Source organism: Virgisporangium aurantiacum (assembly GCF_016863635.1).
Taxonomy (GTDB): domain Bacteria; phylum Actinomycetota; class Actinomycetes; order Mycobacteriales; family Micromonosporaceae; genus Virgisporangium; species Virgisporangium aurantiacum.
Genome location: NZ_BOPG01000013.1, coordinates 92,239 through 113,628, shown reverse-complemented (window position 1 = coordinate 113,628; position 21,390 = coordinate 92,239). Strand labels below are relative to the sequence as shown.

21 protein-coding genes and 1 pseudogene are annotated in these 21,390 nt (G+C 73.7%); 14 read left to right on the top strand and 8 right to left on the bottom strand.

The genetic code is table 11. The annotated features are described in order from the left end of the window. Position 1: 1 nt before the first annotated feature. The 3 genes from Vau01_RS12810 (at position 2) to Vau01_RS12800 (ending at position 3,152) form a co-directional block, all read left to right on the top strand. The gene (locus tag Vau01_RS12810; RefSeq protein ID WP_203991439.1) at positions 2–478 is read left to right on the top strand and encodes a DUF1990 domain-containing protein; all 477 of its coding nucleotides are present in this window, start codon (positions 2–4) and stop codon (positions 476–478) included. Further along, positions 475–1,050 carry a nucleoside/nucleotide kinase family protein gene (locus Vau01_RS12805; protein ID WP_239151543.1) on the top strand — a complete coding sequence of 192 codons (576 nt, stop codon included), beginning with the start codon at positions 475–477 and terminating at the stop codon, positions 1,048–1,050. The genes Vau01_RS12810 and Vau01_RS12805 overlap by 4 nt, the downstream gene beginning before the upstream one ends. A 68-nt stretch (positions 1,051–1,118) precedes the next feature. Further along, entirely contained in the window at positions 1,119–3,152 is a 2,034-nt protein-coding gene (locus Vau01_RS12800; protein ID WP_203991320.1) for a GGDEF domain-containing phosphodiesterase, read from the top strand. On the opposite strand, the gene Vau01_RS12795 is transcribed toward Vau01_RS12800, so the two are convergent. Beyond that, positions 3,133–4,347, bottom strand: a complete 1,215-nt coding sequence (locus Vau01_RS12795) for a metal-dependent hydrolase family protein (RefSeq protein WP_203991317.1) — start codon at positions 4,345–4,347, stop codon at positions 3,133–3,135. The two genes, Vau01_RS12800 and Vau01_RS12795, sit on opposite strands and share 20 nt — an antisense overlap. Positions 4,348–4,520: 173 nt before the next feature. Between Vau01_RS12795 and Vau01_RS12790 the strand changes: the two genes are divergently transcribed. The 8 genes and pseudogenes from Vau01_RS12790 (at position 4,521) to Vau01_RS12755 (ending at position 12,759) form a co-directional block, all read left to right on the top strand. Beyond that, positions 4,521–5,879, top strand: coding sequence for a cytochrome P450 (locus tag Vau01_RS12790; protein WP_203991314.1), 1,359 nt, complete (start codon positions 4,521–4,523; stop codon positions 5,877–5,879). Then, positions 5,879–6,754 carry a terpene synthase family protein gene (locus Vau01_RS12785; protein ID WP_203991304.1) on the top strand — a complete coding sequence of 292 codons (876 nt, stop codon included), beginning with the start codon at positions 5,879–5,881 and terminating at the stop codon, positions 6,752–6,754. The genes Vau01_RS12790 and Vau01_RS12785 overlap by 1 nt, the downstream gene beginning before the upstream one ends. Beyond that, the gene (locus tag Vau01_RS12780; RefSeq protein WP_239151541.1) at positions 6,751–8,343 is read left to right on the top strand and encodes a prenyltransferase/squalene oxidase repeat-containing protein; all 1,593 of its coding nucleotides are present in this window, start codon (positions 6,751–6,753) and stop codon (positions 8,341–8,343) included. The genes Vau01_RS12785 and Vau01_RS12780 overlap by 4 nt, the downstream gene beginning before the upstream one ends. A gap of 83 nt (positions 8,344–8,426) precedes the next feature. Beyond that, positions 8,427–10,739 carry a sensor histidine kinase gene (locus tag Vau01_RS12775; protein ID WP_203991431.1) on the top strand — a complete coding sequence of 771 codons (2,313 nt, stop codon included), beginning with the start codon at positions 8,427–8,429 and terminating at the stop codon, positions 10,737–10,739. Continuing rightward, positions 10,726–11,124, top strand: a complete 399-nt coding sequence (locus Vau01_RS12770) for a roadblock/LC7 domain-containing protein (protein ID WP_203991302.1) — start codon at positions 10,726–10,728, stop codon at positions 11,122–11,124. The genes Vau01_RS12775 and Vau01_RS12770 overlap by 14 nt, the downstream gene beginning before the upstream one ends. Further along, complete coding sequence (locus Vau01_RS12765) at positions 11,117–11,506, top strand: DUF742 domain-containing protein (RefSeq protein WP_203991300.1); 390 nt, start codon at positions 11,117–11,119, stop codon at positions 11,504–11,506. The genes Vau01_RS12770 and Vau01_RS12765 overlap by 8 nt, the downstream gene beginning before the upstream one ends. Beyond that, positions 11,487–12,080, top strand: a complete 594-nt coding sequence (locus Vau01_RS12760; RefSeq protein WP_203991298.1) for a GTP-binding protein — start codon at positions 11,487–11,489, stop codon at positions 12,078–12,080. Before Vau01_RS12765 ends, Vau01_RS12760 begins: the two co-directional genes overlap by 20 nt. A gap of 80 nt (positions 12,081–12,160) precedes the next feature. Continuing rightward, a pseudogene (locus tag Vau01_RS12755) lies at positions 12,161–12,759 on the top strand (mycothiol-dependent nitroreductase Rv2466c family protein). Here Vau01_RS12755 and Vau01_RS12750 read toward each other — a convergent pair. From Vau01_RS12750 to Vau01_RS12740, 3 genes are read right to left on the bottom strand one after another with little or no spacing between them, the layout of a single operon-like run. Then, on the bottom strand, positions 12,745–13,383 hold the full coding sequence (locus Vau01_RS12750) for a response regulator (RefSeq protein ID WP_203991295.1): 639 nt from the start codon (positions 13,381–13,383) through the stop codon (positions 12,745–12,747). The pseudogene Vau01_RS12755 and the gene Vau01_RS12750 overlap by 15 nt on opposite strands. Beyond that, a complete protein-coding gene (locus tag Vau01_RS12745; RefSeq protein WP_239151540.1) occupies positions 13,380–14,543 on the bottom strand; it encodes a sensor histidine kinase in 1,164 nt (387 codons plus the stop codon). The genes Vau01_RS12750 and Vau01_RS12745 overlap by 4 nt, the downstream gene beginning before the upstream one ends. A 10-nt stretch (positions 14,544–14,553) precedes the next feature. Continuing rightward, positions 14,554–15,432, bottom strand: coding sequence for a hypothetical protein (locus Vau01_RS12740; RefSeq protein ID WP_203991292.1), 879 nt, complete (start codon positions 15,430–15,432; stop codon positions 14,554–14,556). An 87-nt stretch (positions 15,433–15,519) separates the two neighbouring features. Between Vau01_RS12740 and Vau01_RS12735 the strand changes: the two genes are divergently transcribed. Together Vau01_RS12735 and Vau01_RS12730 are read left to right on the top strand one after the other, a co-directional pair. After that, complete coding sequence (locus Vau01_RS12735) at positions 15,520–15,924, top strand: fluoride efflux transporter FluC (protein ID WP_239151539.1); 405 nt, start codon at positions 15,520–15,522, stop codon at positions 15,922–15,924. Continuing rightward, a complete protein-coding gene (locus Vau01_RS12730) occupies positions 15,921–16,268 on the top strand; it encodes a fluoride efflux transporter FluC (RefSeq protein WP_203991287.1) in 348 nt (115 codons plus the stop codon). The genes Vau01_RS12735 and Vau01_RS12730 overlap by 4 nt, the downstream gene beginning before the upstream one ends. Here the strand turns inward: Vau01_RS12730 and Vau01_RS12725 are convergent. Both Vau01_RS12725 and Vau01_RS12720 read right to left on the bottom strand, forming a co-directional pair. Further along, positions 16,265–17,317 carry a Gfo/Idh/MocA family protein gene (locus tag Vau01_RS12725; RefSeq protein ID WP_203991284.1) on the bottom strand — a complete coding sequence of 351 codons (1,053 nt, stop codon included), beginning with the start codon at positions 17,315–17,317 and terminating at the stop codon, positions 16,265–16,267. The two genes, Vau01_RS12730 and Vau01_RS12725, sit on opposite strands and share 4 nt — an antisense overlap. Next, positions 17,314–18,105 (bottom strand): ThuA domain-containing protein, encoded by a 792-nt coding sequence (locus Vau01_RS12720; protein WP_203991281.1) that lies wholly within the window; start codon positions 18,103–18,105, stop codon positions 17,314–17,316. The genes Vau01_RS12725 and Vau01_RS12720 overlap by 4 nt, the downstream gene beginning before the upstream one ends. Before the next feature lie 52 nt (positions 18,106–18,157). Here Vau01_RS12720 and Vau01_RS12715 point away from each other — a divergent pair, with 52 nt between their 5' ends. After that, entirely contained in the window at positions 18,158–19,804 is a 1,647-nt protein-coding gene (locus Vau01_RS12715; RefSeq protein WP_203991277.1) for a BTAD domain-containing putative transcriptional regulator, read from the top strand. Here the strand turns inward: Vau01_RS12715 and Vau01_RS12710 are convergent. Together Vau01_RS12710 and Vau01_RS12705 are read right to left on the bottom strand one after the other, a co-directional pair. Further along, the gene (locus Vau01_RS12710; RefSeq protein ID WP_203991274.1) at positions 19,704–20,564 is read right to left on the bottom strand and encodes a tetratricopeptide repeat protein; all 861 of its coding nucleotides are present in this window, start codon (positions 20,562–20,564) and stop codon (positions 19,704–19,706) included. The genes Vau01_RS12715 and Vau01_RS12710 overlap by 101 nt on opposite strands. Continuing rightward, the gene (locus tag Vau01_RS12705) at positions 20,561–21,373 is read right to left on the bottom strand and encodes a hypothetical protein (protein WP_203991272.1); all 813 of its coding nucleotides are present in this window, start codon (positions 21,371–21,373) and stop codon (positions 20,561–20,563) included. The genes Vau01_RS12710 and Vau01_RS12705 overlap by 4 nt, the downstream gene beginning before the upstream one ends. Positions 21,374–21,390 lie beyond the last annotated feature (17 nt).

Below are 21,390 nucleotides of genomic sequence, written 5' to 3'. Positions count from 1 at the left end.
CCTGACCTACCCCGAGGTCGGCGCGACCCGCGACCCGTCGCTGCCGCCGGGCTACCACCATGTGGACCGCGACGAGCACCTCGGCACCGGAGCGGCGACGTTCGAGCGGGCGGCCGCCGCGCTGTCCGGCTGGCGCATGCACGAGGCGACGGGCCTCACCGTCGTCGAGTCCGGTGGGAGCGACGTGATCCTCCGGTGGCGGCTCCTGCGGCTGACGATTCCGTGCCGGGTGGTCTACACCGTCGAGGAGCCGGGGCGGCGCGGCTTCGCCTACGGGACCCTGCCCGGTCATCCGGAGCGGGGCGAGGAGGCGTTCGTGGTCACCGTGACGGACGCGGGCGAGGTGCGCTTCCGCGTCCGGGCGTTCAGCCGACCGGCGTCGCCGCTCGCCCGGGCCGGTGGGCCGGTGGGGCGCCGCGTCCAGCGGTACATGACCGACCGCTACGTCACCGCGCTCCGGCGGCTGGCCCAGCCATGAAGATCGCTGAGTTCGCCGCCCAGGTGCTGGCGCACGTCGGTGTGCCGGACGGGCGACCGGCGGTGCTCGCCGTCGACGGGCGGAGCGCCAGCGGGAAGTCGACGCTCGCCGGGCGGTTGGCGGCCGAGATACCGGGCGCCGTCGTGGTGCACACCGACGACATCGCCTGGTGGCACGCGGTGCTCGACTGGGTCGACCTGCTCGTCGACGGGGTGCTGGCGCCGGTCCACCGGGGGGAGGCGGTGTCGTACCGGCCGCCGAAGTGGGACGAGCGGGGACGTCCGGGCGCGGTCGAGGTGCCGGCCGGCAGCCGGCTGGTGATCGTCGAGGGGGTCGGTGCCGGGCGGCGGGAGGTGGCCGGCTGGCTCGACGGCATCGTGTGGGTCGGCACCGATCCGGCGCTGAGCGCCCGCCGGGACGCGGCGCGGATCGCCGCCGGGGAGACCGATACGGCCACGTTCGACGCGTGGATGGCCGAGGAGATCCCGTTCGTCGCCGACCAGCGGACGTGGGAACGGGCGTTCGCCGTCGTCGACGGCGGGGCGCCGAACGAGGAGATCGTGCTGCGGTGACCCGCAATGCTCAGGTTTGTGCCGGTCAGACCGATTAGGTCGGCAGAGACTGCGAGCGGGGGTGGGCGGTGGCGTTACGGCTGGCGATCGGCTTCGGGCTCGTCGCGGTCGTGCTCGTCGGCCTGGCCGTGACCCGGATGTGGCGCGTCGCGGCGGCGGGGCTGCGGCGGAGCCTGGCGCGCGAGCGCGAGCTGCGCCGGGGCTGCGAGGCGCTGCTGTCGGCGACCGATGTCGAGGCCGTGCGCGTCGTCGTGGGCGGGGCGGTCGCCGGGCTGCTGCCGCCCGGTACCGCCCACGAGGTGACGCTCGTGCTGGGCGACGGTGCGCTGCCCGCGTCCGATTCAGCGGCCACGATGATCGTGGCCGAGACCCGGCACCTGCCGGCGGACATCTCCGCGCGACTGCCCGGGCACGACCTGGCCCTGCACTGCCGGCTGTCGGTCGGCGAGCGGCAGCTCGGCCGGCTCTACGTCGCCGCCGACGGAACGGCGCTGGTGGAACTGCAGCAGGCGATGCCGGTGCTGGCCGGCCAGGCCGCCGGCGCGATCGACCGCCTCCGGCTCACCGGCGAGCTCGGCGAACTCGGCCACGAGCTCGGGCGCGAGCTCGCCCGCCGGGACGCCGAGGCGCACTTCCGGACGCTCGTGGTCAACGCCGCGGACGCCATCCTGATCGTGGACGACGACGGGCGCGTCCGGTACGGCAGCCCGTCGGCCACCGACCTGCTCGGGCCGGACGACCCGACCGGCCGCCCGGTGCAGGACCTGTTCGAGCACGGTGACGCGGTGCTGGCGGCGGTCCGGGCGCGGGTCGGCACCGTGGCCGGCTGGACCCGGCTGCGGCCCACCGGCGAGCGGATCGAGGTGGAGGCGGCGATCCGCGACCTGCGGCACGAGCCGACCGTGGACGGGATCGTGCTGACCCTGCGCGACATCACCGAGCGGCGCCGCCGGCAGCGCGAACTGGAGGAGCGGGCCTACCTCGACCCGCTCACCGGGCTCGGCAGCCGGCTGCTGTTCGAGGACGAACTGGAGCGCGCCGCCGCCGCGCCGACGGTCACCGGCGTGCTGCTCGTCGGCGTCGACGCCACCCCGACGGACGAGTTGCTAAGGGCGGTCGGCGAGCGGCTGCGCGCCTGCCTCGACGGCCGGACCGTCGCGCGGCTCGGCGCCGACGAGTTCGGCGTCGTCGTCGAGAACGCCGGCGACGAGATCGACGGCCTGGCCGACAGCATCCTGGGCCGGGTGCCCGGGCGGGTGAGCATCGGCGCGGCCACCACCGCCACCACGGACGCCGACGCCGACGGCCCCGGGCAGTTGCTCGACCGGGCCGGCGTGGCGCTGCGCACCGCCCGGTCGCAGGGCGGGGGACGCCGGCGCCGGTACGACGCGGCCCTGCACCGCGAGATCGCCGAGCGGACGCGGCTGCGCGACGACCTGCGGCAGGCGCTCGCCGACGGTCACCTCGCGCTGCGCTACCAGCCGATCGTCGACCTCGGCTCCGGCCGGGCCGTCGGGCTCGGGAGCCGGGTGTGCTGGACGCACCCGGAGCGCGGGCCGGTGCCGCCGGACGTGGTCACCGAGCTCGCGGAGGAGTCGGGACTGACCGCCGCGCTCGGGTCGTGGGTGCTCGACCGGTCGATCCGGGACGCGGTGGGCTGGCAGTGCCGGTTCCCGTCCGACCCGCCGCGCGTCAGCGTGACCGTTCCGGCCGGCCAGTTCCGCACGCCCGGCTTCGTCGAGCACGTGCTGACGCTGATCAACCGGCACGGGCTGGAGCCGTACCTGCTGACCCTGGAGATCACCGAGAGCCTGCTGCTGGCCGGGCCGGCGGAGGTCCGGGGGGACCTGTCGATCCTCCGCAACGCCGGCCTCCGGATCGCGGTCGGCGACTTCGGCACGCTGTCGTGCCTGTACGACGTCGACGTCCTGACGCTGTCCACCGCCGACCCGGGCCTGGTCGCGGGCGTGGTGCGGTTGGCGCGGACGCTGCGGCTCGACGTCGTGGCCGACGGGACCGAGCCGCCGATGCCGTCGGACGAGGTGCTGCCCTGGCTGACGGCCGACGTCGGCACGGCCGAGCTCAGCGGGGCCCGGAGCTGACCCGCACGCCGCCCTGGTAGACCTGGCGGATCCGGGCGGCCAGGTCGGACAGGACCTCGGCTCGGCACGGGTCGCCGTCGACCACGACCAGGTCGGCCAGCTTGCCGGGCTCGACCGTGCCCAGCTTCTCCTCGACGCCGAGCAGCCGGGCGGCCTCCTGCGTCGCCGAGCGGAGGGCCTGTGCCGGGGTGAGGCCGCAGTCGGTCAGCAGGGTCAGTTCCTCCAGGTTGCGGCCGTGCTTGGTGACGCCGGTGTCGGTGCCGAACGCGATCTTCACCCCCGCCTCCAGGGCGCGGGTCACCGAGGCCTGGTGGGACGCGACCACCAGGCGAGCCTTCTCGACCACATACGGGTCGAGAGCGGCCGCCGCCTCCAGCACGCCGCGCGGGGCGAGCAGGGTCGGCACCAGCCACGCGCCGCGGTTGAGCATCAGGTCGACCGCCTCGTCGTCGAGGAAGATGCCGTGCTCGATCGACCGCACGCCCGCGCGCACCGCGGTCTTGATGCCGTCGGCGCCGATCGCGTGGGACATGACGAACGCGCCGGCCGCCGCCGCCTCCCGCACGGCCACCTCGACCTCGTCGCCGCGGAAGTGGCCGTGGCGGGGATCGTCGCGGGGCGACACGACGCCGCCGCTGGTGGCGATCTTGATGACGTCGGCACCGGCGCGCAGCAGTTCGCGGACCTTGCGCCGCACCTCGTCCGGTCCGTCGGCGAGGCCGGTCGGCCGCCCGGGGTGCGGTTGGAAGATCGGGGTGACGCAGCCGGAGGCCTGCCACGGGTCGCCGTGGCCGCCGGTCTGGCTCAGCAGGCTGATCGAGATCTGCGTGCGCGGGCCGGGCACCACGCCGCGCCGCTGCGCCTCGCGCACGCCGAGGTCGGCGCCGCCGGCGTCGCGCACCGAGGTGATGCCGATGTCGAGCGTGGCCCGCATCGTCCGCACGGCTGTGTAGAACTGCAGCGAGAACGGGTCGGTCAGCCAGGACCGCGGGTTCAGGCCGTCGATCATCAGGTGGACGTGGCTGTCGATCAGCCCGGGCAGGATCGTGCGGCCGGTGCAGTCGACGCCGTCGTCGCCGTCGAGTCCCGTACCGACGTCGACGATCCGGTCGCCCTCGATCACCACGTCGGCCGGGCGGGGCTCGGCGCCGGTCCCGTCGAAGACGGCCCCACCGTGCAGCAGCAGTCGACTCATGCGAAAAGGAGATCACAACGGGACCCGCCGCCGGCGGGCGGGCGTGAACATGAATGAATAATGCTCGGGGCCACCGCTTTATGGATATCTTTCACGCTAATGAAAGATAGATGAGGATAACTGAATGTCTAGCTTCGGATGATCACGGATGCGATCATCGAACGGTGTCTGAAATGCACAATCCGACAGCCCACAAGGCCGTGTCGGTACCCGTTCACAAGGCCCTTCCCGCCCTGATCCGCGATCCACTAGGTGCCCTCGTCGCATTCGGCAACCAGGCCGACGGCGCCGTGGTACGGCTCAATCTCGGCTCGTTCCGCCCGTTTCTGGTGACGAACCCGGCGCACGTCCAGCGGATTCTGCGGGACAACGCCCCGAACTACGTCCGCGACGGCAAGGGCATGCTGTGGGGGTCGATAAAACGGCTCTTCGGCGAGGGCATCATGTCCGAGGGCCAGGTGTGGCAGGCCAGCCGGAAGACGTTGCAGCCGATGTTCACGGCCCGCCGCGTCGACGCGCTCGTCGACGCGATGGCCGCCGAGGTCGCGGCGGGGGTCGACGACGTCCCGGCGGAGACGGTCGTCGACATCGGCGCCGAACTGTCGCGCATCGTGTGCCGGACGATCATGCGCACCCTGTTCGCCGACAAGGTGTCGGTGCCCGACGCGCTGCGGATCGTCGCCGCACAGAACACGATCGCCACGGCGATCCTGGTGCGGCTGCTCGTGCCGTTCGTCCCGAACGCCGTTCCGATGCCGGGCGACCGCGCGTTCCGCGACGCCGTGCGCCAGATCGACGACGTGCTGCTGCCCGTGGTGCGGCGGGCCCGCACCGCGCCGGACGGCGGCGACGACATCATCTCGACGCTCGGCCGGGCCACGGCGGCCGACGGCGGCGACCTCGACGACCGCCAGGTGCGCAACGACACCGTCGCCATGTTCGCGACCACCACCGAGACGACGTTCGGCGTCCTCACCTTCCTGTGGCCGATCCTCGACGCCCACCCCGACGTGGCCGAGCGGCTGTACACGGAGGTCGACGACGTCGTGGGCGCCGGCCCGGTGCGCCGCGAGCACCTGGCCCGGCTGACCTACACCCGGATGGTGCTCGACGAACTGCTGCGCCTGTACCCGGTCGGCTGGCTGATCCCGCGGGTCGCGGCCGGCGAGGACGTCGTCGACGGCGTCCGGATCCCGACGGGCGCCGACATCCTCATCAGCCCGTACATCACCCAACGCATGGACGCGTTCTGGGAGCGGCCGGCGGAGTTCGACCCGGACCGGTTCGCGCCGGACCGCGCCGAGCGCCGCCACCGGTACGCGCACTACCCGTTCGGCGGCGGGCCGCACCAGTGCCTCGGCCAGTACCTGTTCTACGTGGAGGCGCAGCTGATCGTCGCCGCCGTCCTCGGCCGGTTCCGGTTCCGGCTGCGGTCGAAGGGGCTGCCGGCAACGCAGGTCGCGGCGTCCCTGCGTCCGAAGGACAAGGTCGAACTGACGCTGACCCCGCGCGATCACGCGGCCGCGCGTTGATGCTCGCGGAAGCGCTCTCGGCGGCGGCCGAGAGCGGACGGATCAGCGCGCTGGCCGCCGGTGGCCAGCGCGATCTCGCCGGACGCGCCGCCGCGTATCCCGCCATTTTTCCACCGGAACCCTTCGACGGGACGCTGTTCAGCTCGGTCGCGCTGGCCACGGCGTACGGCGCGCCGTGGTGCTCGCGCGACCAGTTGACGGCCGCGAACCGGGCGGCGTTGTGGGTCTTCGCCGCCGACTGGCGGATCGACTACCTCAGCCGGTCGGCCGGCGAGGCGGACGCCGTCGTGGCGCGCTGCCTGGCCGTGGCCGACGGGCACGACCCCGGCGACGACGACCCGCTCGGCCGGTTCCTGGCCGAGATCAGGGACCTCCTCGGCGTCGGACCCGGCGGGCACCGCGCCTGGCGGGCCGAGCTGCGGCGGATGCTGACCGCGATGGCGCGCGAGCGGCGATGGACGCTCGACCACGCCGCCGGCGGCCCGCTGCCGTCGATCGAGCGGTACCTCGACAACGCCGACAACTTCGGTTCGTCGTTCGTCAACGTCTCGCACTGGATCGCCATGGGCGAGCCGGACAGCCTGGCGCACCTGCCCGACCTCACCGCGGCGGGCCGGCTCGTGCAACGGGTGCTGCGGCTGGTCAACGACCTGGCCACGTACGACCGCGACGTGGGCTGGGGCGACCTGAACGCGCTGATGCTCGGCGTCGACCGGGCGGAGGTGACCGCGCGGATCGCCGCCCTCGTCGAGGACTGTCTGGGCCGGCTGGAACCGCTCACCGACCGCTGCCCGCGGGAGGCGGTGTACCTGGCCCGGCAGATCGGATTCAGCTCCGGCTTCTACCGGGTCGGTGATTTCTGGGGACGTCTGTGAGCCTGCCGGCCACCGGCCGGGACCGGGTCGAGCAGGACCGGGTCGTGCGGGACCTGCTCGACGGCATGGCCCGCGAACCGTGGGGCCAGACGTCGCCGTCGGTGTACGAGACCGGCCGACTGGTGACGCTGGCCCCGTGGCTGACCGGGCACGCCGACCGGGTGCGGTGGCTCCTGGCGAACCAGCGGCCGGACGGCTCGTGGGGCGCGCCCGACGGGTACGCGATCGTCCCCACGTTGAGCGCGGTCGAGGCGCTGCTGGCGACGCTCGACCGGGCCGACACCGACGGCGAACGCCGGATCGCCGCGGCGGCCGACCGCGGACTGCGCGCGCTCCTCGACCTGCTGACCCGCGCCGACGCCGCGACGCTGCCCGACACCCCGGCAGCCGACCTGCTGATCCCCGTGCTCGTCGGCCAGGTGAACGGCCGCACCGGCGGGCGCCCACCGCTACCGCTGCCGGCCGGCATGGACGCGGGCCGGCTCATCGCGGTGCGCCGCTCGCTGGAGTCGGGCGCACCGGTTCCGTACAAGCTCCTGCACGCCGCCGAGACCGTGGCCGACCTCGTGCGCGACGCGCCCGACGCGCGTCCCGCCGGGCCGGGCGGCGTCGGTGCCTCACCCGCCGCGACGGCGGCCTGGCTCGGAAGCGGGCCGGTCGCGTCGGCACCGAGCATCGGCGGCGTCGACGCGGCGCGCAGCTACCTGGACACCGTGGCACGGCGGCACGGCGGGCCGGTGCCGTGCGCGGTGCCCACCACCGTGTTCGAGCGGTCGTGGGTGCTCAGCACGCTGGCCCGCGCGGGCGTCCCAATGCCGGCCGGGCCGGAACCGGTGGGCGGGATGGTGCGTGAGCTGGCCGCGGCGCTCGGCCCCGACGGCACCGCGGCCGGCCCGGGCCTGCCGGCGGACGCCGACACGACCTCGGTGACGCTGTACGCCCTCGCGCTGCTCGGCCAGCCGGTGGATCCCGGCTGCCTGTGGGCGTACCGGGTCGGCCCGCAGTTCTGCACCTGGCCCGGCGAGAACGGTGTATCAGTCACCACGAATGCGCATGTTCTCGATGCGTTCGGGATCCACCACGGCGAATCAGGCCACAACCATGCGATTGCGGTGGAACAGCTGGCGATCTGGCTTTGCGAACAACAAAATGCCGACGGTTCGTGGATCGACCGATGGCATGCGTCTTTGTACTATGCGACATCGTGCTGCGTGCTCGCGCTCGATCGTTTCGGCCGGATCGGTACGGCGTCCCGGGCCGTCGCGACCGCTATCGACCGGGCGGCGGCATGGGTTCTCGCCACCCAACGGCCCGACGGTTCGTGGGGGAGATGGGCCGGCACCACGGAGGAGACCGCGTACGCGATGCACGTGCTGCTGGGAGTCCGGTCGGCGCCCGATCCGCGGATCGGGGAGGCGGCCGCCCGTGGTCGTGCGTATCTACAGGCGACGATCGATCGGCCGGGACCCGCGCTGTGGCACGACAAGGATCTCTACCGGCCGGCCGCGATCGTCCGGGCCGCGACGATCGCCGCCCTGCACCTGGGCCGCGACGTGGGCCGCGACATGGGCCGTGGTCCATCGACGTAGATCGTCGGTGCGCATCTGGAAGATCACGCTTCGCAAATGTTTATGTTGGAATGCGAAGGATGTACTGATAGCGTGCCCCGGTGATGCGCTCCCGCGGTTCGCGCCTGCGTACCAAGATCGTCGCTCTCCTGCTCTCCCTGACCGCGTTGTGGGCGTTCGCGGCGTGGGTGACCCTGCGCGACGGCCTCAACCTGCTGTGGGTGCAGACCTACAACACCGGGATCTACGAGCCAAGCGAACCACTCCTGCTCGACCTGCAGATGGAACGGCGGCTGTCGGTGGGCTACCTCGGGTCCGTCACCGGGCCGAAGTCGGCCGAGCTCGACGCCGTGCGCGTGCGGGCCGACGACGAGATGGCGACGTTCCGCGAGTCCGTCCGGGGCAACCTCGTCGGCATGGCCGCCGACGACGAACTGGAGAAGCGGGTCGACGCGCTGGTCGCGCTCCTCGACGAGCTGCCCCAGCTGCGCTCGGACATCGACAACCGGGGCGTCGACCGGGTCGCCGCCGCCGACGCGTATACGGCGGTCGTCACCTCGATCTTCGAGGTCTACGACGCGCTCGGCCAGCTCGATGACGTGGAGATCGCCGACGACATCAAGGCGCTCACCGAGCTCTACAAGGCCCGGGAGCTGATGTCGCAGGAGGACGCGCTGGTCACCGGCGCGCTCGCCGCGGGCAACCTGACCGACCTCGAGTACGTCCGGTTCACCCAGTTCGTCGGCAACCACCGGCTGATCGCCGCGCGGGCGGCCGCCAACCTCTCCGACAGCGACCGCGGGCGCTACGACGCGCTGCTCGCCAGCACACCCTTCACCCAGCTCACGGGGTTGGAGGACAAGCTCATCGCCGAGACGCGGCCGGCGCTGCGGCTCCCGCTGGTCTCCGGCGCGTGGCGGGCCTCCGCCGACGCCGCCCTGCAGGCGCTCAACGACGTCGTCACCACCGGCGGCGACCAGATGGTGGAGCGGGCCACGCCGGTCGCGATCTGGGTCGTGCTGCGGGTGCTGCTCGCCGCCGGGCTCGGGCTGCTCACGGTCATCGCGTCGATCATCGTGGCGATCACGACGGCGCGGGCGCTGCTCAAGCAGTTGGAGCGGCTGCGCGAGGCGGCCCGGCACCTCGCCAACGAGCGCCTGCCCGGCGTCGTCGACCGGCTCAGCCGGGGCGAGACCGTCGACGTCGCGACCGAGGCGCCGCCGCTGGCGTTCGGTACCGACGAGATCGGCCAGGTCGGCCAGACGTTCAACGTCGTGCAGGAGACGGCCGTGCGGGTCGCCGTCGAGCAGGCCGAGCTGCGGCGCGGCGTGCGCGACGTCTTCCTCAACCTGGCCCGGCGCACGCAGGCCCTCGTGCACCGGCAGCTCACCCTGCTCGACGAGATGGAACGCCGGCACGACAACGCGAACCAGCTCGACGACCTGTTCCGCCTCGACCATCTCGCGACCCGGATGCGGCGCAACGCCGAGAACCTCATCGTGCTGTCCGGCGCCACACCGGGCCGGGCCTGGCGGCGCAGCGTCCCGATGGTGGACGTGATCCGCGGCGCGGTCGCCGAGGTCGAGGACTATACCCGGGTGACGGTGCTGCCGGCCGGCGACTACGGGCTGGCCGGTCGCGCCGTCAGCGACGTCATCCACCTGCTGGCCGAGCTGATCGAGAACGCGTTGTCGTTCTCGCCGCCGCACACCGAGGTCCAGATCCGCAGCCAGCTGGTGGCCAACGGCTACGTGGTGGAGATCGAGGACCGCGGTCTCGGCATGACGTCGGCGGAGCTCGCCGCGGCGAACGTGCGGATCGCCAACCCGCCCGAGTTCAACCTCAGCGCGGTGCGGCTCGGGCTGTTCGTGGTGAGCCGGCTGGCCGAGCGGCACGGGATGCGGATCCAGCTCCGCGAGTCGCCGTACGGGGGGACGACGGCGATCGTCCTGATCCCGCGCGACCTCATCGACGAGGTGACCCCCGAACCGGTGGCCGTGCCCGCGGCGGTCGGCGCCCGGGCGGCGGAGGAGGCCCACCGCGCCGAGCCGCCGCGGAACGACGGGGACGTATCTCCGTCACCCCGCATTGACACCACGCCGGGCCCGGCGCCGGCGGAAGGGCCGGCACCGACGACCACGCCGCCGGTGCAGCGCCACACCCCGACCGGGCTGCCGGTGCGCAACCGGCAGGCCGCGCTCGCCGAGCCGTTACGGACCTCCGCCCCGGGCCCGGACGAGGCCGTCGCCGCTTCCGCCGCGGACGCCGCTTCGTCCGTGCGGCCGCCGGAGAAGGTCCGCAGCATGATCGCGTCGTACCAGGCCGGCACCCGCCGGGCCCGGGCCGAGGCACCCCGCCCGCATGACGACAGCAGTGATGACGAGGCACAACGAGAGGGCGCAGATGGCGACTCCTAACGTCGACCTGACCTGGTTGCTCGACGACCTCGTCGGTCGGGTGAAGCAAGCCGAGCACGCCGTCGTGCTCTCCGTCGACGGGCTGCTCAAGGCGTCGTCGCAGGGGATGAACAAGGACGACGCCGAGCACCTGGCCGCGATCGCCTCCGGGATACAGAGCCTGTCGCGTGGCGCCGGCAAGCGGTTCCGCGGCGGGCCGGTGCAGCAGGTGATCGTCGAGATGGAATCGTCGTTCCTGCTGATCACGGCCGCCGGGCACGGCGCCTGCCTCGCGGTGCTGGCGGCCGAGGACGCCGACCTGGGGCTGATCGCCTACGAGATGAACATGCTCGTGACCCGCGCCGACCGGTTCCTCACCTCGCCGGAGCGCACGCCCGATGAGTGACTCGCCTTCGTCTCCGCCCGAGGAACTGTGGGTCGACGACCACGCCGGCCCGGTGGTGCGGCCCTACGCGATGACCCGCGGCCGCACCCGGCACGCGCGCGGCGAGTTCGACATCATCTCGCTGGTGACGACCGTCCGCACGCCGACGTCGATGGACGCCGGGCTCGGGCCGGAGCACACGGCGATCCTCAAGCTCGCCGACCGTCCGCTCTCGGTCGCCGAACTGGCCGCCTATCTGAAGCTGCCGCTCGGCACCATCCGGGTCATGCTCGGCGACCTGCTGGAGCGGGAACTGGTCCACGTCCAGGAACCCGCGGCACCGGACGGGTTCACCGACACGAGCATCATCGAGGCGGCGATCAATGGACTCCGTGCGCTCTGAGGCCGCTCCGGCTGCCGTGTTGCCGACCACGATCAAGATAGTGATCGCCGGTGGGTTCGGCGCGGGCAAGACCACGATGGTCGGCGCGGTGACCGAGACGGGTCCGCTGCGCACCGAGGAGGTGCTCACCGAGGAGGGCGTCGGCATCGACGACCTGGCCGGCGTCGAGGGAAAGTCGACGACGACGGTCGCGATGGACTTCGGCCGGATCACGTTGTCGCCGTCGCTGGTGCTCTACCTTTTCGGGACGCCGGGGCAGGACCGGTTCTGGTTCGTGTGGGACGAGCTGGCCATCGGCGCGCTGGGCGCGGTGGTGCTGGCCGACACCCGGCGGCTGGCCGACTGCTTCCCGTCGGTCGACTACTTCGAGCGGCGCGGGACGCCGTTCGTGGTGGCGGTGAACTGTTTCGAGGGCGCGAAGCAGTATGACCTGGAGGACGTCCAGCTGGCCCTGAACCTCGACGACGGTGTGCCGGTGCTGCTGTGCGACGCGCGTCAGCGGGAGTCGAGCAAGCATGTGCTGATCACGCTGCTGGAGCACGTGAGCGAGCTGAGCCGCCGCAAGAACGCGTAGCGCTCGCATCGGGATTGGCCCAGCGGGAAGTGGCGGAATTGGCCCTTCTCCGGGCCAATCGCGCGGCGGAGGCTGGACGCATGATCGTCGCCGACATGTGGTTCGACCCGAAGTGCCCCTGGGCGTGGAACGCGTCCCGATGGTTGCTGGAGGTGGAGCGCGTCCGCGACGTCGAGGTGCGCTTCCACGTGATGAGCCTGTGGCTGCTCAACGACGGGCGCACCGGTCTCGAACCCTGGTACGCGGAGTGGCTGAAGGACACGCTCGGCCCGGTGCGGGTGGCCGTCGCCGCCGAGGGGAAGCACGGCACGCCGGCGCTGCGCGACCTCTACACGGCGCTCGGCAACCGCATCCACCACGACAAGCAGCCCATCGGCGCCGACCTGTACCGGGCGGCGCTCGCCGAGGCCGGCCTCGATCCCGACCTCGCCGCCGCCGCCGACCGCGCCGACCACGACGACGCCCTGCGGCTGAGCCACCACGCCGGGCTCGACCCGGTGGGGAGGACCTCGGCACGCCGGCGATCCACGTCGAGGGGACGGCGTTCTTCGGGCCGGTGGTCAGCCCGGTGCCCCGCGGCGAGGCGGCCGGCCGGCTGTGGGACGGCGTCCTGCTGGCCGCCACCACGCCGGGCTTCTTCGAGCTCAAGCGCGGCCGGACGGAGTCACCGCGGGTCTGAGCCGACGGCGAGCAGGGCGAGCCGGATCCGGTTCGGCGCGCCGGTCTTGGCCAGCAGGCTGGTCACGTGGGTCTTCACCGTGGTGACGCCCATGTGCAGGCGGTCGCCGATCTCCCGGTTCGACAGGCCGGCGCCGACCAGGGCGAGCACCTCGCGCTCCCGGGCCGTCAACGACGCCGGCAGCGGTGCCGGCCCTTTCTGGGTGGACAGCACCGCCCGGTCGACCAGGCGGCGCAGCACCACCGGGCTGAACGGGGTCTCGCCGGCGACGGCGGTGCGGATCGCGGCGAGCAGTTCCTCCGGCGCCGCGTCCTTGACCAGGAAGCCGCACGCGCCGGCGGCCAGCGCCGGGAACAGGTGGTCGTCGTCGTCGAACGTGGTCAGGACGACCACGCGCACGGCGGGGCGGGCGGCGCGGATGCGGGCGGTGGCCGTGGTGCCGTCGACGAGCGGCATGCGCAGGTCCATCAGGATCACGTCGGGCGCCACCTGCTCGGCCAGCCGGATCGCCTGCTGGCCGTTCTCGGCCTCGCCGACCACCTCCATGTCGGCCGCCGACTCGCACAGCATCCGCAGGCCGGCCCGCACCAGACGCTGGTCGTCGACCAGCAGGACGCGGATCACCGGTCCTCCGCGGCGGGCAGCACGGTGGCGAGGCGCCAGCCGGTGCCGGTGGCGCCGGCGGTCAACGAGCCGCCCAGGACCTCGACCCGTTCGCGCATGCCGACGAGGCCGTGGCCGTCGTTCGTCGAGGCCAGGGCGGTCGGAACCGCGGCCCCGCCGCCGTCGTCCATCAACTCCCAGTGGACGGCGCCGGCGTTGACGCGCACCGTGAGCGTCGCGCGGGCGGACGGACCCGCGTGCTTGGCGACGTTCGTGAGGCCCTCCTGGGTGAGGCGGAGCACGGCCAGCCCGCGCACCGCGTCGAGCGAGGTGACGGCCGGGTCGATCGTGGCGTCGACGGTGAGCCCGGCCCGCCTGGCCCGGTCGACCGTGGTGGCCAGCGCGTCGGGCAGCGCGTCCGGTTCGATCGGCACGTACGCCGAGCCGTCGGCCGCGGGGTCGCGCAGCACCGCCACCAGCCGGCGCAGGTCGGCCAGCGCGGTGGTGCCGCCGGCGTGCAGGTCGTCGAAGACCTCGGTGACCCGCGGGTCGGTGGCGGGCAGGACGTGCCGGGCCACCCCGACCCGCAGCACCATCGACGCGACGTGGTGGGCGACCATGTCGTGCAGTTCGCGCGCGATCGCGGCCCGCTCGTCGGACCGGGCGGCCTGTGCCTCGGCGGTCGCCCGGTGCTCGGCGTGCCGGGCGAGCCGGCGGCTGGCCCGGATGTTCGAGCCGACCAGCAGCGGCAGCCCGGCCGAGATGAGCAGGTCGAACACCAGGTTCGGGAACTTGCCGGGCAGGTGCGGCCAGATGTCGACGACGTGCGTGACCACCACGGCCGCCGTCCCGATGACGACGTGCCTTTGCGTCGCCCGCAGCGCCAGTTCGAGCAGCATCCAGGTGGAGCCGACCTCCGGGACCACCGGGTCGCCCTGCCCGAAGCATGCCCCCACCAGGTACGCCAGCGACGACCCGAGCGAGCCGGCCAGCGGCCACCGCACGGCGACCGGGCACAGGGCCAGCGCCCCGACGGCGGCGACCCAGTCGACGGCGCCGTACGTCTCCTCCGGGTGCGGCCGCAGCACCAGGTAGCCGACGCCGCTGAGGCCGAGCAGGGTCAGCCGCAGCCAGGCGAAACGGTCGTCGGTGAACCGGGTCAGCATTCCCAGCCGGGGCACGGGTGACAGCCTAGGCGCGCGCACGGCGTCCCATGGCTGCCGCACCACCGACGGCCGCGACCGCCGCGATCAGCCCGGCCGCGACGAGCGTCGCGGCATCCGGATGCACCAGCGGCTGTCCGCGCAGGGCCTGCCAGGTGACGAGCACCAGCACGGCCGCGTACGTCGCGGCCGCGACCACCATCAGCCGCAGGCGGACGGCTTCGTCGCGGACGACCCGGGTGAGCGCGAACAGCAGCAGCGGCAGGATCTGCAGGGCGTGCATGCCGACGAAGTGCGGGATGCGCAGGTCGCCGCCGGTCGTGCTCCATCCGGTGACCGGCATGCCCGGCCCGCCGTCCTCGACCCCGACGCTGTGCGCGCCCACGATCTGCTCGCCCGCCGCGATCTGCGCGTCGGAGGGGAGCACCATCAGGAAGCCGAGCCCCATGCCGACCATCGCGATGAGCAGGCCGAGGCGCAGCGTCCAGGTGAGCGCGCGGTCGCCCACCCGCTGGATCAGCAGGAGGACCGCGGTCGCGAGCACCCCCAGGTAGAAGATCCCGATCGTGACGCCCATGGCCGTGAAGATCTGCCCGTCGAGGGCCGTCTGCTGGTTGAAGTGGCTCATCCGGCCGCGGGCGGCCTGGAACGCGATGAGCCCGACCTCCAGCAGGCCGAACACCGCCATCACGGTGCCGGCCCACCAGGCGACCTTCTGTGCTTTCGTCAGGTGCGGGATCAGCCACGCCATCGTGACGGCGTAGACGCCGAACGAGAGCCCGAACTTCAGCGGCTTGAGCCACACCGGCACGCCGAGCACGGTGCGGTCGTCGACGACGAGGCCGACGAGGGAGAACGCGGCGAGGCCGCACATCACGGCGGCGAGGACCTTCAATGGCTTGTGCATGCCACCACGGTCGCGACCGGGAGGATCGTAGGGACCCGCCCGCGGTCCCGACCGCCTCCTCCCGTGGGAGGAGGCGATACTGGGCCGGTGCGAACCCATGATCGGCTGTGGCCGCCGGTGCTCGCGGTCGCGGCGGGCGGGGTGGTGGGCGCGCTGTGCCGGTACGGCCTGCATTTTGCCTTCCCGTCGATCTGGACGACGTGGGCGATCAACGTCACCGGCTGCCTGCTGATCGGGGCGCTGATGCCGCTGGTTCTTGACCGCCCGTTGCTTCAGCCGTTCCTCGGCCCGGGCGTGCTGGGCGGGTACACGACGTTCTCCGCGTACGCCGTCGACGTCCGGCGCCTCCTGGTCGACGACCGGTTTCTTGTCGCGGCGCTCTACCTTCTCGGGACCCTGCTCGCCGCGCTCCTCGCCGTGTGGGCCGGCACTCTCGCGACCGAACGCCTGCTCCGTCGCCTCACTCGGCGACAAACCGGCTGCTTCCGGTGACGCTGCTGCTGGTCGCGCTCGGCGCCGCGGTCGGCGCGCCGACCCGGTACCTGGCCGACCGTTTCGTGCGGTCGCGGCTGGGGCCGGGCTTCCCGTGGGGGACCCTGCTGGTGAACGTGGTCGGCTCGGCCCTGCTCGGTTTCCTGACCGCCCTGCCGGTTTCGTCGGGCCTCGGCGCCCTGCTCGGCACGGGCTTCTGCGGCGCGCTGACGACGTACTCGACGTTCGGCTACGAGACGCTGCGGCTGGCCCGCACCGGCGCCCGCGGTCGCGCCCTGATGTACGTGGCGGCGAGCGCCCTGCTCGGCGTGTCCGCCGCCGTGGCCGCCGCGGGCCTGGCCTAGAGGCGGATCTCCGTGCCTTTGCGGGCGGACTCGTACAGTGCGCTGATGATCTTCGAGCGGACCAGGCCGGCGTGGCCGCGGTGCTGGGCCCAGTCGCCGCTGCGGACGGCCCGGACGAAGTCGCGGACGACGGTGGCGTGGCCGGTGCCCTTGCCGGGGGCGACGACCACCTCGGCGGGGCGGCCGGCGACGTCGTGGTAGACCCTGACCGGGCCGGTGACGTAGTCCTGGACGCGCACGCTCGCACCGCCGCGCGTCCCGTGCAGGTGGATGCTCATGTCGTCGTCGGCGTAGGGGCCGTGGACGGCCCAGCTCGCCTCGAGGAGGAGCGTGGCGCCGCCGGCCGTGTGGAGCATCCCGGTGGCCAGGTCCTCGACCTGCCAGGTGGCCGGGTCACGGCCCTGCGCCTGCAGCCACTGCGGCGCGAGCGCGGCGTAGGTCGACCCGGTGACGCGGGTGACCTCGGGCTCGCCGAGCAGGGTCAGCAGCATGTCGAGCATGTGCACGCCGAGGTCGATCAGCGGACCGCCACCGGCGGCGTCGCGGTTGGCGAACCAGCCGCGCACCTCGTAGTTGCGGCGTCGCATCCACGCCGCCTTGGCGTAGTAGATGTCGCCGAGTCCACCCTCGCCGACGATCTGCCGCAGCAGGGCCATGTCGCCGCGGTTGCGGTGGTTGAAGACCGTCTCCAGCACCCGGTCGGTGTCCTCGGCGCAGGCGACCATCGCCGCCGCCTGCTCGGCGTCGGACGCGAGCGGCTTCTCGCACAGCACGTGCAGGCCGGCCTTCATCGCGGCCACCGCGATCGGCATGTGCAGCGAGTTCGGCGTGGCGATGCTCACGACGTCGAGGCCGCCGGCGTCGAGCATGTCGGTCCAGTCCGGGTAGGTGGCCGGGATGCCGAGGTCGCGCGCCACCGCGGCGGCGAGGTCGGCCTCCTTGCCGGCGATCGCGACCACCTCGGCGTCGGGCAGCGCCTGGAAGCTCTCGGCGTGCGTGCGGCCGGCCCACCCGAGCCCGACCACGCCCACCCGCAACGGCGCGGTCACTCGAACCACCCCGTCGGCGCGTGGTCGGCCGAGTAGGCGGATCCGCGCACAGACGACGGCGCGACCCACGAGGCGGCGTTGGCCAGCACCCGCTGCACGTCGGGGTGGTGGTACACCGGGTACTCCTGGTCGCCGGGGCTGAAGTAGAAGACCCGGCCGAAGCCGCGCTTCCACCCGCAGCCGCCGCGGAACACCTCGCCGCCGGAGAAACTGCTGATGAAGACGAGGTCGTCGGGCGGGGGCACGTCGAAGAACTCGCCGTACATCTCCTGCTCGGGGATGACGATCGGCGAGGGGACGCCGTGCGCGACCGGGTGGGTGGGATCGACCGTCCACACCAGTTCACGATCGTGGGCGCTGCGCCAGCGCAACGAGCAGGTGGTGCCCATCAGCAGCCGGAACACCTTCGAGTAGTGCGCGGAGTGCAGCGCCACCAGGCCCATCCCGCGGCGCACCCGGTCGGCCACGGCCGCGGCCACCGCGTCGGCGACCTCGCCGTGCGCGATGTGCCCCCACCAGAACAGGACGTCGGTCGACTCCAGTACGTCGGCCGGCAGCCCGTGGTCGGGCTGCTCCAGCCAGGCGGAGCGGACGCTCACCGCGTCGCCGAGGTGGGTGTGCAGGGCCTGTTCCCACACCGTGTGCATGCCATCGGGATAGATGGCCCGGACACTGTCGTCCTTGCGCTCGTGGATGAACTCGTTCCACAGCGTCACCCGGAGGGGTTCCGGCACGATCTCGCCTCCCACAATGTCGCCCAACGGATCTTCGTTACCAGAATCGTCCATGCATCGTCCACCCGCACCCGCTGGAGAATCGACGTGCGCTACCGTCCAGAGCGTGCTCGGCGGGGGCAACGACGATCTCGGGTCGCTGTTGCGCGGGTACCGGACGCGTAGCGGGCTCACCCAGGCCGGGTTGGCGGGCCGGGCCGGCCTGAGCGAACGCGGGCTGCGCGACCTCGAACGCGGGCGAAGCCGCCGGCCGCACCTGACGTCGATCGACCGCCTGGCCGAGGCGATGGACCTGACCCCGGCCGAGCGCGAACTCCTGCTGCGGCGCAACGGCGGCCCGGTCACCCCAGCGGCCGCACCGCCGGCAGCCGCGCCGGCTCCGGGCGGGCCGGCTCCGGGCGGGCCGGCGGGTGTCGGCATCCTCGGCCCGCTGGCGACGACGGTGGACGGGCACCCGGTGCACGCCGGCGCACCGATGCTGCGCACCCTGCTGGGCCTGCTGGCGTTGCACGCGCCCGACACGGTTCCGGTCGACGAGATCATGGCCGAACTGTGGGGCGACCGGCCGCCGCGTACGGCGCGCGCACAGGTGCACGTCCGCGTCGGGCAGTTGCGCCGGCTGCTCGGCACGGACGGGTGCGTCGAGTCGGTCGGCGGCGGTTACCGGCTGCGGACCGCGCTCGACGCGTCCACGTTCACCGAACTGGTGACCGCGGCCGAGCGCGCCCGGATCGACAGCGACCACGACGGGTGCCGCGACCGCTACGCGCGGGCACTGCGCCTGTGGCGCGGCCCGGTGCTCGCCGACGTGCCCGGCCTGCGGTACCACCCGGTGGTCGCCGGCCTCACCGCCCGCCGGATCACGGCGACCATCGCGTACGCCGACCTCGCCCACCCCGCCGACCTGCCGGAGGCACTGGGCTGGCTGCGGGCCCTGGCCGACGACGAGCCGCTGCACGAGGGGCTGGCCGCGAGCCTGATGCTCGGCCTGGCGGCCGCCGGCGACCGAGCGGCGGCGCTCGCCGTGCACGCGGCGACCCGCGAACGGCTCCGCGCGGAACTCGGCATCGAGCCCGGCCCGGAGCTGCGCGCCGCGCACCTGCGGGTCCTGGAGCGGGAGACGGCGTCGGCGGAACCACCGTCGCACCACGCGGTGCCGCCGGCGGCGGCCGGCCGGGGCTGGGGCTCCGGCCCGCTCGGCGACAGCCGGGAAGCGCTCGCGCGCACCGAACACGCGCTCGCGATCTTCGAGAAGCAGGGGGACCGGCTCGGCATCGTCCACGCGCTGGCCGGCGTCGGCCGGCACCTGATCGACTTCGGCGACGCCGACCGGGCGCTGGCGACCCTGACCCGTGCGTGGGCCATGCACCAGGACCTGGACGACCCGGCCGGCCGCGCCGACACGCTCGACCGGTTGGGCGGCGTCTACCTGCTCAAGGGCCGGCCCGAGACCGCCTCCGGCCACTTCCGGCGGGCCGCCGCCCTGCACCGGGAGGTCGGCGACCGGTACGCGGAGGCCGACTCGTGGCACTGGCTCGGCGACGCGCACGACGCGATGGGCGACATCGTCGGGGCCCGGTCGGCGTGGTCGTCGGCGCTGCGCATCCTCGACGACATCGGGCACGACGACGCGGCCGCGCTCCGCGACAAGCTCACGCGGAGCCGTGTGACGCCGGCTCGGCCACGGGACCGGCGACGGACGGCCGGGTGGCCGTGGCCCGGTGGACCTGACGGTCGTACGCCCAGCCGTTGAGCCGCCAGCGCGGGATCAGCACCGCCCGCCCGGCGGCGTACGCGCCGACCGCGAGCAGCACCACCGCGACCACCCCCAACGAGGTGGCGCCCGACCACGCGAACCCGGCCGCCGCGACCGCTCCCGCGCCGAGACCGCCGAGCGCGCCGTACGGCCACGGGTTGCCCGGATGGCGCAGCCAGCCGGCGGTGAACTCGAGTCGCCGGCACCGCCGCACGTACCGTCGGATGCCCGCGATCCGCTCGACCACGGCGGGATCGGCGGCCACCGCGGCGGCCCGGGCCAGCAGCGGCCGCATCTGCTGGAGCTCCGACCGGCGGGTGATGTAGTAGACGTCGTCCTCCCGGACCACGGGCACCTGCTCGGCCACCGCCGCGAGCGCGCCGGCCCAGTGGTCGCCGACCGGTTCGGCGCCGCCGGTGGTGCGGTACAGCGTCTCGAGGATCTCCAGGGCGGCGGCGGACGCGCCGAGCCGCAGGTGCACGGCGGCCGCGCCGAGTTGCGGCACCGACCAGCCCGGGTCGAGCCGGCGCGCGGTGCGGTACCAGCGCAGCGCCTCCCGCCAGTTGCCCAGCTCCTCGAACGCGTCGGCCAGCCGCACGTGGTCCGCGGCCTGGTCCGGGGCGAGCAGGACGGCCCGGCGGGCCGCCGCCACCCGGTCACCGTCGACGCCGGCGGGAGCGAGGCGCGGCGGTCGGGCGGCCCGCCGGTGACCGAGCGGCGCCGTCCGGTCGACGAGCGGATCGCCGCGACGGGTCAACCGTCGGAACCGGCGGGGGCGGGGGCGAGCGCGGCGATGATGTGCCGGCTGACGGTCCGCGGGTGCCGCGCCAGTTCGGTACGCATCGTGATAGGTAGCTCGCGTGCGAGGGTCCATGCCACTTCCTTCGTGGGAACGGGAAGGACGAACGCGCCGTCGGCGATGGGGAGGACCGCCACCAGCGCCCGCACCCGGTGGGTGCGCGGAAGACGGGCCCGCAGCGCGGCCACCCCGGCCGCGAGCGGGCCGGCGGACTGGCCGATGAACCGGCAGTCGCACCGGACCTGCCCGGTCGCGTCGATGAGGTAGTGGCCCGGCGGCCACGCGACCGGTTCGACGATCAGCACCAACCTGCCCGCGGTGACGGCGAACGCGGCGACGGTGCGGTCGGGACCGCCGAGGTGCACGCCGCGGAAGATCCGCACGCTCGGGATGTCGGTGAGCGGGCTGATCAGCTCCTCGGTGCGGCGCACGGCGTCGGCCCGGGCCATGCCGATCGGGCGCAGCGCGCGGTACTCGTCGGCGCTGACCGTGGTGAGGTCGCCGTGCCACCGCTGGCGCAGCACGCGGTGCGGCACCTCGCCGCGGACCTTGCGGGCCGCCTTCAGCCGGGCCCGGGCGTGCCGGGCGGTCTGCGCGCTGCCGCCCATGAGGGCCACGGCGAGCAGGGTGCCCGGATCGAAGTCGCGGACGCTCAGCACGGCGACGCCGAACGCCACCGCCGCGACCAGCCACGCCGTGACAACCGTGGTCGCCGCCAGACCCACCGTCGGCCGACCCGGGACGTACCGGACCGGGGGGTTTCTCATGACCGTATTGAGGCAGG

Bases quoted from the DNA above. Each gene is read 5' to 3' on its own strand.
- Vau01_RS12790 (WP_203991314.1), top strand. From the start codon at position 4,521: ATGCACAATCCGACAGCCCACAAGGCCGTGTCGGTACCCGTTCACAAG.
- Vau01_RS12785 (WP_203991304.1), top strand. From the start codon at position 5,879: ATGCTCGCGGAAGCGCTCTCGGCGGCGGCCGAGAGCGGACGGATCAGC.
- Vau01_RS12770 (WP_203991302.1), top strand. From the start codon at position 10,726: ATGGCGACTCCTAACGTCGACCTGACCTGGTTGCTCGACGACCTCGTC.
- Vau01_RS12740 (WP_203991292.1), bottom strand. From the start codon at position 15,432: ATGCACAAGCCATTGAAGGTCCTCGCCGCCGTGATGTGCGGCCTCGCC.
- Vau01_RS12760 (WP_203991298.1), top strand. From the start codon at position 11,487: ATGGACTCCGTGCGCTCTGAGGCCGCTCCGGCTGCCGTGTTGCCGACC.
- Vau01_RS12795 (WP_203991317.1), bottom strand. From the start codon at position 4,347: ATGAGTCGACTGCTGCTGCACGGTGGGGCCGTCTTCGACGGGACCGGC.
- Vau01_RS12705 (WP_203991272.1), bottom strand. From the start codon at position 21,373: ATGAGAAACCCCCCGGTCCGGTACGTCCCGGGTCGGCCGACGGTGGGT.
- Vau01_RS12765 (WP_203991300.1), top strand. From the start codon at position 11,117: ATGAGTGACTCGCCTTCGTCTCCGCCCGAGGAACTGTGGGTCGACGAC.
- Vau01_RS12805 (WP_239151543.1), top strand. From the start codon at position 475: ATGAAGATCGCTGAGTTCGCCGCCCAGGTGCTGGCGCACGTCGGTGTG.
- Vau01_RS12720 (WP_203991281.1), bottom strand. From the start codon at position 18,105: ATGGACGATTCTGGTAACGAAGATCCGTTGGGCGACATTGTGGGAGGC.
- Vau01_RS12775 (WP_203991431.1), top strand. From the start codon at position 8,427: ATGCGCTCCCGCGGTTCGCGCCTGCGTACCAAGATCGTCGCTCTCCTG.